The organism is Bacteroides sp. 2201st1_D9_2201SCRN_220225, assembly GCF_040928965.1.
GTDB classification, from domain to species: Bacteria; Bacteroidota; Bacteroidia; order Bacteroidales; family Bacteroidaceae; genus Bacteroides; species Bacteroides stercoris.
Map to the genome: position 1 here is coordinate 1 of NZ_JBCODG010000060.1, position 15,180 is coordinate 15,180.

The window sequence follows — 15,180 nt, forward strand, 5'->3', positions numbered from 1 at the left end:
TAATAACAAAGCCCCAGCTTGTGAAAGTCGGGGCTTTGTACGTAAAATAATGAAGGTGTGCATTTTGACACACCTTCTTCTCCTTTTATATAGAATTCTATATTTATGCTTCCTCAGCAACTACTTCAAAAGGAATTTCCACAGAAACCTCCTTGTGCAGCTTAACGATAGCCTTGTAGTTACCAACTTCTTTCACTGCATCCTTAACAACGATAATCTTACGGTCGATGTTGTGACCCAGTTTAGCCAGCTCGTCAGCAATCTGGATGTTGCCTACAGAACCGAAGATAGTACCTGTAGCACTAACCTTAGTAGCAATCTTCAAGGATACGCCTTCCAGCTTAGCAGCCAGTTCTTCAGCATCCTTTTTGATTTTCTCCAGCTTGTGAGCGCGTTGTTTCAGCTCTTCAGCCAGCATTTTCTTTGCAGAAGGAGAAGCAATGACAGCTTTTCCTGTCGGGATGAGGTAGTTACGACCATAACCGGATTTAACGGTTACGATGTCGTTCTTATAACCCAAGTTTACGATGTCTTCTTTCAATATAATTTCCATACTTTCCTCCTCCTATTATTTCATCATGTCAGTTACATAAGGCAGCAACGCCAAGTGACGTGCTCTCTTCACAGCTTGAGCTACACGACGTTGGAACTTCAAAGAAGTACCGGTAATACGACGCGGAAGGATTTTACCTTGCTCATTCAAGAATTTCTTCAAGAATTCAGGGTCTTTGTAGTCGATGTACTTAATACCGCTCTTTTTGAAACGGCAGTATTTTTTCTTCTTAACGTCTACTGAGGGCGGAGTTAAATATCTGATTTCTGATTGAACTTGTTGTGCCATGATTAATCCTCCTTTTTAGTTGATTTAACACTTCTTCTCTTCGCAGCGTACTCTGCAGCGTACTTGTCTTGCTTGAAAGTCAAGAAACGGATTACGCGCTCGTCACGACGGAAGTTGATTTCCAATTTCTCAATTACAGTAGGTTCTGCATTGAACTCAATCAGCTGATAGAAACCGGTTGACTTCTTCTGGATAGGATAAGCCAGCTTTTTCAGTCCCCAGTTTTCTTCATTTACAATCTCAGCACCTTCAGCAGTAAGGATGCCTTTGAATTTTTCTACCGCTTCCTTCATCTGAACATCAGACAAAACGGGAGTCAAAATGAAAACGGTTTCGTATTGATTCATACTCGTTTAATTAAATAAATAAATTATTTGTTTATTAAATGCGGGTGCAAAGGTAGGCATTTTATTTTGAACTGCAAAAATAAGCGGACTTATTTTGTATTGTATCCAAGTTGTACTATATTTGCAAAGTTGTTTAAACAATAATTTCATGATAGAGCAATTTAACTTTGACATCCGACTGATATTCGCTATTCTGAATGGTAAGGTATCTGCCGCGATTAACCGTAAATTATCACGCAACTTCAGGCAGAATGGTTTGGAAATCACTCCGGAGCAGTGGACTGTCCTCATCTTCTTATGGGAAAAAGACGGAGTTACGCAGCAAGAGTTGTGCAATGCAACCTTTAAAGACAAACCCAGCATGACCCGCCTTATAGATAATATGGAGCGCCAGCATCTTGTAGTACGCATTTCCGATAAAAAAGACCGCCGCACCAATCTGATACACCTTACTAAAGACGGAAAGGAACTGGAAGAGCGCGCCCGCGTCATAGCCAACCAAACGTTAAAGGAAGCATTACAAGGCATCACCATCGAGGAGCTGAGCGTGAGCCAGGAAGTGCTGAGAAAAATATTTTTCAATACGAAAGACTAACCGTAAATCCATAGGGAAGAGCTGAAAACCAACTAAATTAAGCGAATAATAGTTTTTTTGCAAAAATAATTTCGCTTGTTAAAGAATTATGCTTTTCTTTGTGACAAGAATACGAAAATAATAATCTATTAAAATACACACACATGAAAGGCTTATTAAAAAATCTGGGATTGATATTAATCTTGGTAGGAGCTGTAATCTTGGTTGCATGTTCTTTTACCGGCAATGTAAACAACAACGCGATTCTGGGCACCAGCGCTGTTTTAATTGTAATAGGATTGATTTCTTACATTCTTATCAACAAGAGAATTGCGGATTAATACCGAGAAAAAGAAATAAAAAAAGGCGATTGCACTGCAACCGCCTTTTTTTATTTTCCATTGTCCGAAGCCGGATCCCCATCAGGACTCGGCTTCCGGAGTTATCAGTTTATATCCCTTTCCATGAATATTAATAATCTCGATAGATTCATCTTCTTTCAGGTGCTTACGCAATTTGGTGATATATACGTCCATGCTACGCGCATTGAAGTAGTTATCGTCAATCCAGATAGTCTTCAATGCAAAGTCACGTTGCAGGATTTCGTTGGCGTGTGCACAAAGCAAGCCCAGCAATTCGGATTCTTTTGTTGTCAGTTTGGTCTGCTTTTCAGGCGTTGACAAAATCTGTTTCTGGGTATCAAACGTAAACTTACCAATCTTGTAAATGCTGCTTTCTTTGTTCTTCTTGCCACGGACACGTCTCAAGATAGCTTCAATTCTGAAAGTCAGCTCTTCCATACTGAACGGTTTGGTGATATAATCGTCCGCACCGATTTTGAAACCTTCCAGAATATCTTCTTTCAAGGTTTTGGCCGTCAAGAAGATAATAGGAATTTCCGCATTTGCTGCGCGAACCTCCTGTGCCAAAGTAAAGCCATCCTTCTTCGGCATCATCACGTCAAACACACACAGGTCATATTTATTCTTCAGGAAAGCCTTGTATCCTGCTTCTCCATCGGGATATAACTCGGCAGCGTAACCTTTTGCCTGTAAATATTCTCTTAAAAGCATGCCAAGATTCTCATCATCTTCGCACAATAAAATACGCAGTTTCTCATCCATATCAATCAATTTTTTAATAGAGGTAATGCAATAATAAATTTAGTTCCAACATTCAGTTCGCTTTCCGCACGGATAGTCCCCTTATGGTCTTGAATAATCTTCCTTACATAAGCCAGTCCGAGTCCGAACCCCTTAACATCGTGCAGATTACCTGTATGCACGCGATAGAACTTATCAAATATCTTTTTCAAGTTTTCTTTCTTAATACCTATACCGTTGTCTTGCACCGAAATCATCACTTTACCCGGTTCATTCCAGGTCTTCACCATTAACTGCAAGTCCACATCCGGTCTTTTATACTTCACCGCATTATCCATGAGATTGAAAATCACATTCGTGATGTGCATTTCATCTGCAAAGATTATCGGATCAGTTGCTTTCAAGTCCGACTCAATCTTCCCGTTGTACCGTTCCACTTTCAAGGCAAACGTATTGATTACACCGGTAATCAGTTCATTGGTATCCAATTCCTTCATTTTCAATGTCGCCTTCTGCCGGTCGAACATCGACATCTGGAGAACCTTCTCTACCTGGAACCTCAACCGCTTCGTCTCATCATTAATGACACCCGATATATGCTGGAACATTGCCGGAGATTTGCCTACCGCCGGGTCTTTCAGCATCTGCGCCGCCAACGAAATGGTTGAAATCGGCGTCTTGAACTCGTGCGTCATATTATTGATAAAGTCATTCTTCATCTCCGTCAGCTTCTTCTGGCGGAACACGATGTAAATCGTGAAGATGAACGTTATCAACAGCACAAAGGTGAATATCATCGATGGAATCATAAAGCTGACCGAATCGAAGATATAATCCCTCTTGCCGGGAAAATGTATCTTGACGATACTCATACGGGCAGGCGGGTCGTTCAGGAACAAGGGCTGCGAGTAGGAACTCTCACTGCCTTCATCGCTGTAATCCGAACAGCGATACACTTCCCTGCCGTCCCGGTCTATCACCTTAAAGTGATAGTTCAACTCGATACCGTTGTCAATCAACCCCGATTTCAGATACTGGTCCAGATTCTTAAAATTCACCCGTTCTTCTATCGGCCGGCTACTGGCACGGTAAATCATCTGCCAGGCCACCTCATCCAGCAAGGCGCGTTGATACAGATAACGGTTCTTTATGGCATCCGCCAGCGAACGCGATGTCTGGGGTATCGTTTTCGTTCCGTGTTTACGCGAAATCATTGCCCTGGGCAGTTCTGATGCTTCGTTGGTAAATGTCTTCAGTTCGATAGCCGAATACCTTGTACCGTCCGGCGATGTAACCGTAAAACGCTGCGTCTGCACCACTCCCTTACCTTGTGAGCTTTGCTCCCACGCTTTCTTCTCAGCCTCGGAGATATCCTCCCGCAACCAGCGGTCGACCTCCGCAGACTCCACATCTTTTGAAGCAGCCATCAAGGCACGCTTCACCGATTCATCGAATTGCTCGTTACGCATCTTCACCATTTCCTCAATATAGCTGATCTGCAGATACAGCAAACTGATGAAGGAAAGGCCCATAACGACGCCTAATATCCATATTGTCGACTTTTTCATAGTCACAAAATTAACACTCCCTAATTAACACTCCTAACAAATTAACCTGATTTAACCGGGTGTTCTCGTTAATTAACCGTAGCGTGTTTTTTAAGTTGTATTACGAGCATTATAACAAAATGAGACACCTTTGGTTTGCAAATTTAATAAAAAATTAAATATTAGCATTCACATTCTCCTTCATTCTTAACCAGTGTTAATAAAAAAGCCGTTATTCCTCACAATGAGTGAACAACGGCTTTCACGATTTATTAAAATACTTTATTCGTCAGCCTGCTTTGCTTCAAATTCCTTGATAAGTTTATCCTGTACGTCGCTCGGTACAAGTTCGTAGCTGGCAAACTTCATAATGAACGAAGCGCGCCCGCCCGTCAACGAACTCAGAGCCGTAGAATAGGACGACATCTCTTTCAAAGGCACTTTGGCAATCAGCTTTTCATAACCAGCTTCGCTACTCATACCCATAATCATGGCGCGGCGTCCTTGCAGGTCACCCATCACATCACCCATCTTGTCGGAAGGAACAAACACTTCCACATCGTATATCGGTTCCAGAATCTTAGGACCGGCATTCTTGAACGCTTCGCTGAACGCATTGCGACCGGCCAGCATAAAGGAAATTTCATTGGAATCCACCGGGTGCATCTTACCGTCGTATACGATAACACGCACATCGCGGGCATACGAACCGGTGAGCGGACCTTGCTCCATACGGGACATGATACCTTTCAGGATAGCCGGCATGAAGCGGGCATCGATAGAACCGCCCACGATACTGTTGACAAACACCAGCTTGCCGCCCCACTCCAGCGGAACTTCCTCAACGCCTTTCACGTTCATCTTGAACTCCTGCCCGTTGAACTTATAGGTTTCCGGCATCGGCATGCCTTCATAATAGGGCTCTACAATCAGGTGGACTTCACCGAACTGTCCTGCTCCACCGGATTGTTTCTTATGGCGGTAGTCGGCACGGGCAGCCTTCGTGATGGTTTCGCGATACGGGATACGCGGTTCTTCGAACTTAACCTGCAATTTCTCGTTATTCTCCAAACGCCATTTCAATGTACGTAGGTGGAATTCACCCTGTCCGTGCACAATGGTCTGGCGCAACTCCTTGGACTGGTCGATAACCCATGTCGGGTCTTCCTCGCGCATACGGTTCAGGATAACCATCATCTTTTCCGTATCGGCTTCATTCAGCGGCTTGATGGCGCGGGAATATTTGGAATTCGGATATTTAATGAAGTTGAAACGGTTCTCAGCCCCTTTGGCATTCAGCGTATTGCCCGTATGCACATCCTTCAGTTTCACCGTGCAGCCGATATCACCGGCTACCATTTCCTCCACCTTGATACGGTTGGCTCCCGCACATGCGTAAATCTGCGCAATACGCTCCTTAGAACCGCGGTCGGCATTGGTAAAGTCTTCTCCTTCGTGTACCTTGCCGCTCATAACCTTGAAATACTGCACATCACCGATATGCGGTTCAACGGCAGTCTTGAAGAAATACAGGGAAGTAGGTCCGTTGGAATCGGGTTTCACAACTTCACCGCGTGTATTGTGCACTGGAGGCATTTCGTCTACAAACGGAACAACATTACCCAGGAACTCCATCAAACGGCGCACACCCATATCCTTGCCCGCACATACGCAGAATACGGGGAACATGCCGCGGGAGGCCAATCCTTTGCGGATACCCTCGCGCATCTCGTCTTCGGTCAGAGAATCCTGTTCGAAGAATTTCTCCATCAGGGTTTCATCGTGTTCGGCAGCGGCCTCCACCAATGCTTTATGCATGGCGGTTGCTTTCTCCATCTCCTCAGCGGGAACATCTTCGATTGTGGGTGCTCCGCCTTCCGGTCCCCACGAATATTTTTTCATCAGAAGTACATCAATCAACGAATTGAAATTAGGTCCGGTAGCCAGCGGGTATTGAACGGGAACCACTTTTGAACCATAAATTGATTGCAGTTGCTCCAATACCATATCATAATCGCACTTCTCATGGTCGAGCTGGTTTACCAGGAAGATAACCGGTTTGCCCAGCTTCTCCGTATAGCGGAAATGATTTTGAGTACCTACCTCGGGGCCGTATTGTCCGTTCAGCAGCAGGATAGCCGTATCGGTAACGTTGAGTGCCGTCATGGCCGCTCCCACAAAGTCGTCACTGCCCGGACAGTCTATGATATTCAGCTTCTTACCGTTCCACTCCACATGGAAAACGGTGGAAAACACAGAATAGCCGTATTCCTGCTCCACCGGAAAGTAATCGCTGACCGTATTCTTGGCAGTAATTCTGCCGCGACGTTTTATAATACCACTCTCAAAGAGCAGCGCTTCCGTGAGAGTGGTTTTACCCGAGCCGTCATTGCCAAGGAGGGCAATGTTCTTAATTTCATTCGTCTGATATACTTTCATGATATATAAGATTTAAAGTGAATACTCAGCATGCTTCCGTATGCCATTATTTTAGTGAGCCGCAAATTAGAAATTAATCAAAAGAAAAGCAATAAAACGTCTGTGTTACTAAACTATGTTATGTAACACATCGGCTATATACCTTATTATATGGTATCCGGAAAAGCAGCACTTCAGCCTGTAATCAATATCACAAAACCCCTTCCAGCTCAAGTAATCTCTGTTTGGAGCCAAGCCCGCCGCCGTAGCCGGTCAAGGAACGGTCACTGCCGATTACCCGGTGACAAGGAACAAATATCGACATCGGATTTGCTCCATTGGCATTAGCTACCGCACGCACTGCCGCAGGTCTGCCGATGCGCCGTGCCACTTCTCCATAGGAAACCGACGTGCCGAAAGGTATCTTCAACAATTCACTCCACACAGTCTTCTGAAAATCCGTACCTATGAACAGGAGCGGTATATCGAATGTCTGCCGCTTTCCGGCAAAATACTCGTCCAACTGTTGCCGGGCGCTTTCGATTACAGCCGAAGTACCTTCCTCAAATTCGGCATTCCACATCCGTTTCAGTCTGTTGTCCACCCGGGCACTATGCTTTTCCGTCCGCCAGTCGCAAAGACAGAGTTTATCGCCTATCGAACCAAGCAACAGCACGCCGCAGGGCGATTGATAGGGATTGACTATGATTTTATTCTTATCTTTCATACAGCAGAAATAGGATAATTACATCTATCTGTTTCCAATTTTAAGAGTTTGAAAATAAAAAAACACCTGTTACGCTATCGCGAAACCGGATACATATACCTGATTACGGTCATATTAAAGCGTAGCAGATAAATTTCCTTACAAGTAAAAACCGCCCGTCCTCTCACAACAAAGAGAAGAACGGGCGGCCGTTTATCTAAAATGTATCGTTCTTATTTCAGCAAAGACTCCGGGTCGAGATGGTCTGCCTCGATGTCTTTGAAATAACGGTATGTACCGACTTTCAGCTCTGCCGTAGCAGCATCGTCGCAAACGATGATTCCCTTTTCATGCATCTGCAGCGCGCTGATTGTCCACATCTGCATCACAGGTCCTTCCACCGCATGATAAAGGGCACGGGCCTTGTTGTGGCCATTTACGACAATCATCACTTCCCTTGCGCTGAGCACAGTGCCTACACCTACGGTCAAAGATGTTTTGGGCACTTTGTTTACATCGTTGTCAAAGAAGCGGGAGTTGGCAATGATGGTGTCGGTAGTCAGCGTTTTCTGACGGGTACGCGACGACAAGGAAGAGCCCGGCTCGTTGAAAGCGATGTGTCCGTCGGGACCGATACCACCCATGAAGAGGTCGATACCGCCGTAAGACTTGATTTTTTCCTCATAACGTGCACATTCGGCATCGAGGTCGGCAGCGTTTCCGTTCAGGATATTGGTATTTTCCGGCTTGATATCGATGTGGCTGAAGAAGTTGTTCCACATAAAGGAATAGTAGCTTTCGGGGTGTTCCTTCGGCAAGCCTACATATTCGTCCATGTTGAAAGTCACTACGTTCTGGAAAGATACAATACCTTTCTTGTTCAGGTCGATTAAGGCCTTGTACATACCCAGAGGCGAAGAACCGGTGGGACATCCCAATACAAACGGTTTTTCGGGTGTAGGGTTGGCAGCCTTGATTTTGGCAGCTACATAATGTGCCGCCCACTGTGATACGGATTGATAATCCGGTTGAATGATTAGTCTCATTACAATTATTTTATCAGGTTAATAAATTAGGGGTAACTTTATTGTCTGTCTTTCTTCAAACGCTCCGCCATGGCGCGTGCCAGATTCTCGCATTGCTCGTAGGTAATGTCCTTCATGGCCTGCTTCATTTCCACCGGATCGCCCACGATTTCAAACTTGCTTTTCTCGGCAAATTCGCCCATGCGCTTCACGGCTGCACCTGCCCAGCAGAACGAACCGAAGTAACCCAGATAACGACCTTTCACCTCGCGTACCAATATCTTGGAGAGCAGTGATTCTATCTCCGGATAAATCTGGTTACTATACGTGGGGCTTCCGATTACCAGCCCCCTGTATTTGAATATATCGGCTATGATGTAAGACGGATTACTTTTGCTGACATTGTGCATCACAATATTTTTGATGCCCTGAACGGAAAGTTCTGCAGCGATGGCTTCCGCCATTTGTTCGGTATTGCCGTACATGGAACCGTAGACAATGACAACACCCTCTTCGGCCGCATACCGGCTCAAGCGATCGTAGATGCCGATAACCTTGGCAATATTATCCGTCCATACCGGTCCGTGAGTGGAGCAGATGGTGGAGATGGGCAGACCGCCCAGCTTTGCCAATGCCTTCTGCACGGGAGAACCGTACTTACCCACGATATTGGAGTAATAACGAACCATTTCGTCCCAATACTTATCCAGATTCATGCGTGTATCAAGGAATCCGCCATCGAGCGTACCGAAGCACCCGAAGCCGTCACCGGAGAACAGCACGCCTTCCGTTTCGTCGAAGGTCATCATGGTTTCGGGCCAGTGCACCATCGGAGTCATATAGAAACGGAGCTTGTGGTGGCCCAAGGCAAGAAAGTCTTCATCTTTTACCATATATTGCTCGCCCGTCACGCCATAGAAACCTTCTATCATACCGAAAGTCTGCTTGTTGCCAACAATGATGATGTCGGGATAATGCTGTTTGATTAAGCGGATAGAGCCGGAATGGTCCGGTTCCATATGGTTGATGATAAGATACTGGATGGGACGTTCGCCGATTATGCTCTTTATCTTCCGAAGATATACCTCAAAGTAACAAATATCTACAGTATCAATCAGCGCAACCGTTTCATCGTCTATCAGGTAAGAGTTGTAAGACACTCCGTAAGGCAATGGCCACATACCTTCAAACAAATGCTTATTGCGGTCATTCACTCCCACATAGTGGATTTTTCCTTTTATCACTGTTTTTGGGTTCATTGTTATTATCTTCTAATTTAGATTGATTCCATATTTAATCAGCGGCAAAAATAAGTCTTTTTTCTCACATTTCATACTTCTTTCCTTGATATGCGTCAAGTTCCTTCATTCTTTTTTGCACCCGGTGGTTAAACTCATAATTTTTCAGTCCCCAGTCGGGTGCAATAAGCAGCTCTTTGGGAGATTGGGAGACGAAGCGTTCCAGAACAATATCCGGACGGAGATGCTCTACATAGTCCACCACGAGGTCAACATATTCATCGACATTGAAAAGATGGAAGTCTTCGGGATTCCGTTCATATTCCAAAGCCATACGGGTGCCGCGTATCAATTGCAACTGATGCATTTTCAGCGTAGTGAGCGGTAAACGCGACAGGTCCTTCGCCTGTGCCACGATATTGCGGTGAGTCTCGCCCGGCAGCCCCAGGATTACATGTCCGCCGGTCAGTATTCCGCAAGCAGCCGTACGCTCCACCGCATTGACGGTAACTTGAAAAGTATGCCCGCGGTTAATGCGGCGGAGTGTCTCGTCGCGAGTACTCTCAATACCGTATTCCACCAAAAGGAAAGTATGCTTGTTGAGATTTTCCAGATACCGCAGCAAATCATCGGGCATGCAGTCGGGACGTGTACCGATAACCAGCCCCACCACTCCGTCTACCGCCAACGCCTCTTCATATTTCCGCTTCAAGGACTCCAGTTCTCCATACGTATTGGTGTAAGCCTGAAAATATGCCAGATACTTCATTTCGGGATATTTATGCGCAAAGAAACGCTTTCCTTCTTCCAGTTGCAGGGCTATCGGCTTCTCGGTACGGCAGTAGTCGGGATTGAAAGTCTGGTTATTGCAGTAGGTACAGCCGCCGTACCCCTTGCTCCCGTCACGGTTGGGACAGGTAAACCCGGCATTCAACGAAATTTTCTGTACCTTATACGGAAAATAACGTTTCAGGAAAGAAGGAAATTCATTATAAAGAGGAGTCGCACTCATAAGCCTATGTTATTTAGAAACAAAAGTAAAACTTTTCTTCGATTTTTACTAATAGAAAACGGATTAGATATGTTAATAACTGCCATGGAAGAGGCACATATTCGTCAACAAATACATTTCAGAGTCCGATTACATATTCTACATGCAAATTTATAATACCGGAAGCATAGCGATTGAAATAAATTCATAACTTTGTATATAATATGGAAAGACACAACAAAATATTCCTACCATCAAAAAAAACATTTGTATGAATAGCGGTTATCATAAGAATCTTGTATTCACGGCAGCGTGCATCGGAATGTGTTTTTTCGGTGTTTCAATGATTACATTGGGTTCGGTACTGCCTTCTCTCGTCACAAAACTGGAATTAAGCGGACTGCAAACTACGTCACTGGTAACCTTTCTTCCCATCGGCATGTTGGCCGGTTCGTTGATTTTCGGTCCTATTGCGGACCGTTTCGGACACAAAGCATTGTTGGTGCCCAGTTGCATCATCGTATTATCGGGATTGGAAGGACTGATATTTTTCGAAAGCATCCCGCTCCTTCAAATCTCCATCGTAGGCATAGGTCTGGGCGGCGGCATCCTTAACGGTGAAACCAACGCCTTGGTTTCCGACATCTCCGGAGAATCCGAAAAAGGCTCCCGGATCAGCTTCCTGGGAGTGTTCTACGGGTTGGGAGCGCTTGGCATACCAAGCCTTTTGGGAATCCTGTCCGAGCATTACTCTTTTGAAACCATCCTGCAAGGTATAGGCATCATTATGCTGGCAGGTATATTGTTCTGCATCCCCATACGTTTTCCCGCACCCAAACAAGCGCAGGGATTTCCTGTAAAGGAAGGATTAGGTCTGCTGAAAGAAAGCAGCCTGCTGCTGCTCAGCTTCATTCTATTCTTTCAAAGCGGCATTGAAGGAGTATGCAATAACTGGTCCACCAGTTATTTCGGTCAGGTAACCGACATACCTGCCAATCAGGGATTGATAGCACTCACCTGTATGGTTGCCGGGCTCACCGTAGCACGTATGCTGCAAATCGTACTTTTCAAAAAGATACAACCGGCAAAGGTGCTCCCCTACAGTCTTATCCTCACTGCAACAGGCTTTGCCCTGCTGACAGCAGCTCCCGGTTTCATACGGGCTGCAGCGGGCATGGCTGTAATAGGAATGGGATTATCGTCTACTTATCCGGTTATCCTGAGTATTCTCGGAACCCGCTACCCTTCATTGTCGGGAACGGCATTCGGCATAGCGCTCGCCATCGCCCTTATAGGACAAACTGCCATGAACGGACTGATGGGAATGGTTTTCACATATGACAACGGCATCGTGCTTTACCCTTATATAATGATAGGTTCACTGGCTATCATGCTTGTTTTGTTTAAGCGTTCACTCAAATAAATTATTTACCCTCTGCATTCTGCCGGGAATTATTAAAGAAAACTCACGACATGGTGGAAAAGCCGGAAAAATTTCCTGACACAAAACGGAATTTATCATTAATTAATTAGATTAGATTTTCGCTTTATCGTATATTTGCCCTGAATAACCGAATTAAGAGATATGAAAAAAATAAGTTTTGCGCTTTTTTTCTGCCTTTGTGCACTGGCAGGCTTTGCCCAGAACAGCAAGCCACTCGATTTGAAAGAAATCGTATCCGGAGAATTTATCCCTCAAAACATTTCGGGTGTCATCCCTATTCCGGGAGACGGCGAACATTATTCGCAAATGAATGCGGATAAGACACAAATCATCAAATACTCTTTCAAGACAGGTAAACCGGTAGAAGTGCTGTTCGATGCGGCTACTGCCCGCGAGTGTCCATTCAAGAAGTTCGACAGCTACAACTTTGCTCCGGACGGCAGCAAATTGCTTATTGCAACAGAAACAGTGCCTGTATACCGCCACTCTTATACAGCAGTACATTATATATATAGCCTGAAGCGGAATTTGGACGGCAAGATAAACAATGTAGTGGAGAAACTGTCGGACGGCGGACCGCAACAAGTCCCCATCTTCTCGCCCGATGGAAACCAAGTGGCTTTTGTGCGCGACAACAACATCTTCCTCGTTAAATTACTTTACGGCAACAGCGAAAGCCAGGTGACCGAAGACGGCAGCCGCAATGAAGTGCTGAACGGCATTCCCGACTGGGTATACGAAGAAGAGTTCGCATTTAACCGTGCCTTGGAATTCAGTCCCGACAGCAAGATGCTGGCTTTCATCCGTTTCGACGAACGGGAAGTTCCCTCTTATACTTTCCCGGTATTTGCCGGAGAAGTGCCTCATATTGCCCCTTACGAGAAATACCCGGGAGAATATACTTATAAATATCCCAAGACAGGTGAAAAGAATTCAAAAGTATCCGTACATACTTTTGATATCAAATCCAAAGTAACCCGCAAAATCAATCTTCCTTTGGAAGAAGGCGGCTACATTCCCCGTATCCGTTTCACACAAGACCCGAACAAGCTTGCCATCATGACGCTGAACCGCCACCAGAACCGGTTCGACCTGTATTTTGCCGACCCTCGCAGTACCGTATGCAAGTTGGCCGTACGTGATGAGAGCGACACTTATATCCGCGAGAATGTATTTGACAACATCATTTTCTATCCGGAGACTTTCAGTTTTGTCAGTGAAAGAAACGGATACAACCACTTGTACTGGTACAATATAAACGGAAATCTTATCAAACAGGTCACTTCCGGCTCATACGAAGTACAGGATTTCCTGGGTTATGACCCTGAAAACGGAAGTTTTTATTACAGCAGCAACGAAGAAAGTCCGCTGCGCAGCGCTATCTACAAGATAGACCGCAAAGGCAAAAAAACAAAGTTATCATCGCATACAGGGACAAATAGCGCCCTGTTCAGTACAGACATGAAGTATTTCATGAACCGCTATTCAAGCCTGGACATTCCGACTGTCATCACCCTGAACGACAATAACGGCAAAACGCTGACCACACTTGTAGATAATGCCGCACTGAAGCAGAAATTAAACGGATATGATATGCCGAAGAAAGAATTCTTCTCTTTCCAGACCTCTGAGGGCACTGAACTGAATGGCTGGATGATAAAGCCGGCAAACTTCTCCGCAAGCAAAAAATATCCGGTTCTGATGTATCAGTACAGCGGTCCAGGCTCGCAGCAGGTACTTGACAAGTTTGGCGTGAGCTGGGAAACTTACATGGCTTCCCAAGGCTATGTCGTAGTGTGCGTAGACGGACGAGGCACGGGCGGACGCGGTGCGGAATTTGCCAAAAGCACCTATCTGAATCTCGGTGTCAAAGAAGCCAAAGACCAAGTGGAAACCGCCCTGTACTTAGGACGCCAACCTTATGTAGATAAAAATCGTATCGGAATCTGGGGCTGGAGTTATGGCGGCTACATGACCATTATGAGCATGAGCGAAGGAACTCCCGTATTCAAAGCCGGAGCAGCCGTTGCTCCGGTTACCGACTGGAACTATTACGATACCGTATACGGCGAACGTTTCATGCGTACCCCGAAAGAAAATGCCGAAGGTTACAAAGCCTCGTCCGCCTTTACCCGTGCCAACAACTTGCATGGCAATCTGTTGTTGGTACATGGCATGGCGGATGATAACGTTCATTTCCAGAATTGCGCGGAATATGCCGAACACCTCGTACAACTTGGCAAACAGTTCGACATGCAGGTCTATACCAACCGCAACCATAGCATCTTCGGAGGCAACACCCGTCTGCATCTGTATACCAAATTAACGAACTTCTTTAATCGGGAATTGAAAAAATAAATGAGCGAAAGAGTACGTAAGCCGGAATGGCTCAAAATAAGTATCGGTGCCAACGAACGTTATACCGAGACAAAACGCATTGTAGAATCCCACTGCCTGCACACGATATGCAGCAGCGGACGTTGTCCCAATATGGGAGAATGTTGGGGAAAAGGTACGGCCACTTTTATGATAGGCGGAGATATCTGTACCCGTTGCTGCAAGTTCTGCAATACACAAACAGGCAAGCCCATGCCGCTTGACCCGCAAGAACCGGTGCACGTAGCCGAATCCATCGCCTTAATGAAGCTCTCCCACGCCGTTGTCACTTCCGTAGACAGAGACGATCTGCCGGATTTGGGAGCCGCCCATTGGGTGCAAACAATCCGCGAAATCAAACGCCTCAACCCGGATACGACCGTTGAAGTACTGATTCCTGACTTTCAGGGAAGAAAGGAACTCGTAGACATGGTTATCGAAGCCCGGCCGGAGATAATCTCCCATAATATGGAAACCGTAAAACGTATCAGTCCGCTGGTACGGAGTGCTGCTCATTATGAAACAAGTCTTGAAGTATTGCGGCAGATATCCGAAAGCGGCACTGTTGCC

Annotated in this window: 15 protein-coding genes; 5 read left to right on the forward strand and 10 right to left on the reverse strand. The window is 45.5% G+C overall.

Annotated elements, in window-relative coordinates:
• Positions 1 to 103: 103 nt before the first annotated feature.
• Genes rplI through rpsF form a run of 3 tightly spaced genes read right to left on the reverse strand, consistent with a single transcriptional unit; the run spans position 104 to position 1,188 of the window.
• On the reverse strand, positions 104 to 553 hold the full coding sequence (gene rplI, locus AB5903_RS16735; RefSeq protein ID WP_005657356.1) for a 50S ribosomal protein L9: 450 nt from the start codon (positions 551 to 553) through the stop codon (positions 104 to 106).
• Positions 554 to 568: 15 nt separating this feature from the next.
• A complete protein-coding gene (gene rpsR / locus AB5903_RS16740; protein WP_004288442.1) occupies positions 569 to 841 on the reverse strand; it encodes a 30S ribosomal protein S18 in 273 nt (90 codons plus the stop codon).
• Positions 842 to 843: 2 nt separating this feature from the next.
• Positions 844 to 1,188 (reverse strand): 30S ribosomal protein S6, encoded by a 345-nt coding sequence (rpsF, locus tag AB5903_RS16745; RefSeq protein ID WP_005657357.1) that lies wholly within the window; start codon positions 1,186 to 1,188, stop codon positions 844 to 846.
• Between the two features lie 148 nt (positions 1,189 to 1,336).
• Here rpsF and AB5903_RS16750 point away from each other — a divergent pair, with 148 nt between their 5' ends.
• Positions 1,337 to 1,783, forward strand: coding sequence for a MarR family winged helix-turn-helix transcriptional regulator (locus tag AB5903_RS16750; RefSeq protein WP_022103713.1), 447 nt, complete (start codon positions 1,337 to 1,339; stop codon positions 1,781 to 1,783).
• Between the two features lie 143 nt (positions 1,784 to 1,926).
• On the forward strand, positions 1,927 to 2,103 hold the full coding sequence (locus AB5903_RS16755; protein ID WP_005657360.1) for a hypothetical protein: 177 nt from the start codon (positions 1,927 to 1,929) through the stop codon (positions 2,101 to 2,103).
• Between the two features lie 81 nt (positions 2,104 to 2,184).
• On the opposite strand, the gene AB5903_RS16760 is transcribed toward AB5903_RS16755, so the two are convergent.
• The 7 genes from AB5903_RS16760 to AB5903_RS16790 form a co-directional block, all read right to left on the reverse strand.
• A complete protein-coding gene (locus AB5903_RS16760; protein WP_005657361.1) occupies positions 2,185 to 2,886 on the reverse strand; it encodes a response regulator transcription factor in 702 nt (233 codons plus the stop codon).
• A 5-nt stretch (positions 2,887 to 2,891) separates the two neighbouring features.
• Complete coding sequence (locus tag AB5903_RS16765; RefSeq protein ID WP_005657362.1) at positions 2,892 to 4,433, reverse strand: sensor histidine kinase KdpD; 1,542 nt, start codon at positions 4,431 to 4,433, stop codon at positions 2,892 to 2,894.
• A 261-nt stretch (positions 4,434 to 4,694) separates the two neighbouring features.
• Positions 4,695 to 6,851, reverse strand: coding sequence for a translation factor GTPase family protein (locus AB5903_RS16770; RefSeq protein WP_016661866.1), 2,157 nt, complete (start codon positions 6,849 to 6,851; stop codon positions 4,695 to 4,697).
• 190 nt (positions 6,852 to 7,041) lie between these two features.
• Positions 7,042 to 7,557 (reverse strand): methylated-DNA--[protein]-cysteine S-methyltransferase, encoded by a 516-nt coding sequence (locus tag AB5903_RS16775; RefSeq protein ID WP_005657364.1) that lies wholly within the window; start codon positions 7,555 to 7,557, stop codon positions 7,042 to 7,044.
• 212 nt (positions 7,558 to 7,769) lie between these two features.
• Complete coding sequence (gene nagB / locus AB5903_RS16780) at positions 7,770 to 8,582, reverse strand: glucosamine-6-phosphate deaminase (protein WP_272710049.1); 813 nt, start codon at positions 8,580 to 8,582, stop codon at positions 7,770 to 7,772.
• Positions 8,583 to 8,620: 38 nt separating this feature from the next.
• A complete protein-coding gene (locus AB5903_RS16785) occupies positions 8,621 to 9,820 on the reverse strand; it encodes an FprA family A-type flavoprotein (RefSeq protein ID WP_272710050.1) in 1,200 nt (399 codons plus the stop codon).
• Between the two features lie 64 nt (positions 9,821 to 9,884).
• Positions 9,885 to 10,811 carry a TIGR01212 family radical SAM protein gene (locus AB5903_RS16790; protein ID WP_237974959.1) on the reverse strand — a complete coding sequence of 309 codons (927 nt, stop codon included), beginning with the start codon at positions 10,809 to 10,811 and terminating at the stop codon, positions 9,885 to 9,887.
• A gap of 250 nt (positions 10,812 to 11,061) precedes the next feature.
• On the opposite strand from AB5903_RS16790, the gene AB5903_RS16795 reads away from it, so the two are divergent.
• The 3 genes from AB5903_RS16795 to AB5903_RS16805 form a co-directional block, all read left to right on the forward strand.
• Complete coding sequence (locus AB5903_RS16795; protein ID WP_060385386.1) at positions 11,062 to 12,213, forward strand: sugar MFS transporter; 1,152 nt, start codon at positions 11,062 to 11,064, stop codon at positions 12,211 to 12,213.
• 162 nt (positions 12,214 to 12,375) lie between these two features.
• The gene (locus AB5903_RS16800; RefSeq protein WP_272710051.1) at positions 12,376 to 14,592 is read left to right on the forward strand and encodes a S9 family peptidase; all 2,217 of its coding nucleotides are present in this window, start codon (positions 12,376 to 12,378) and stop codon (positions 14,590 to 14,592) included.
• Positions 14,593 to 15,180, forward strand: a 588-nt coding sequence (locus AB5903_RS16805) for a lipoyl synthase (RefSeq protein ID WP_368118049.1), incomplete at its 3' end; no start/stop codon positions are given.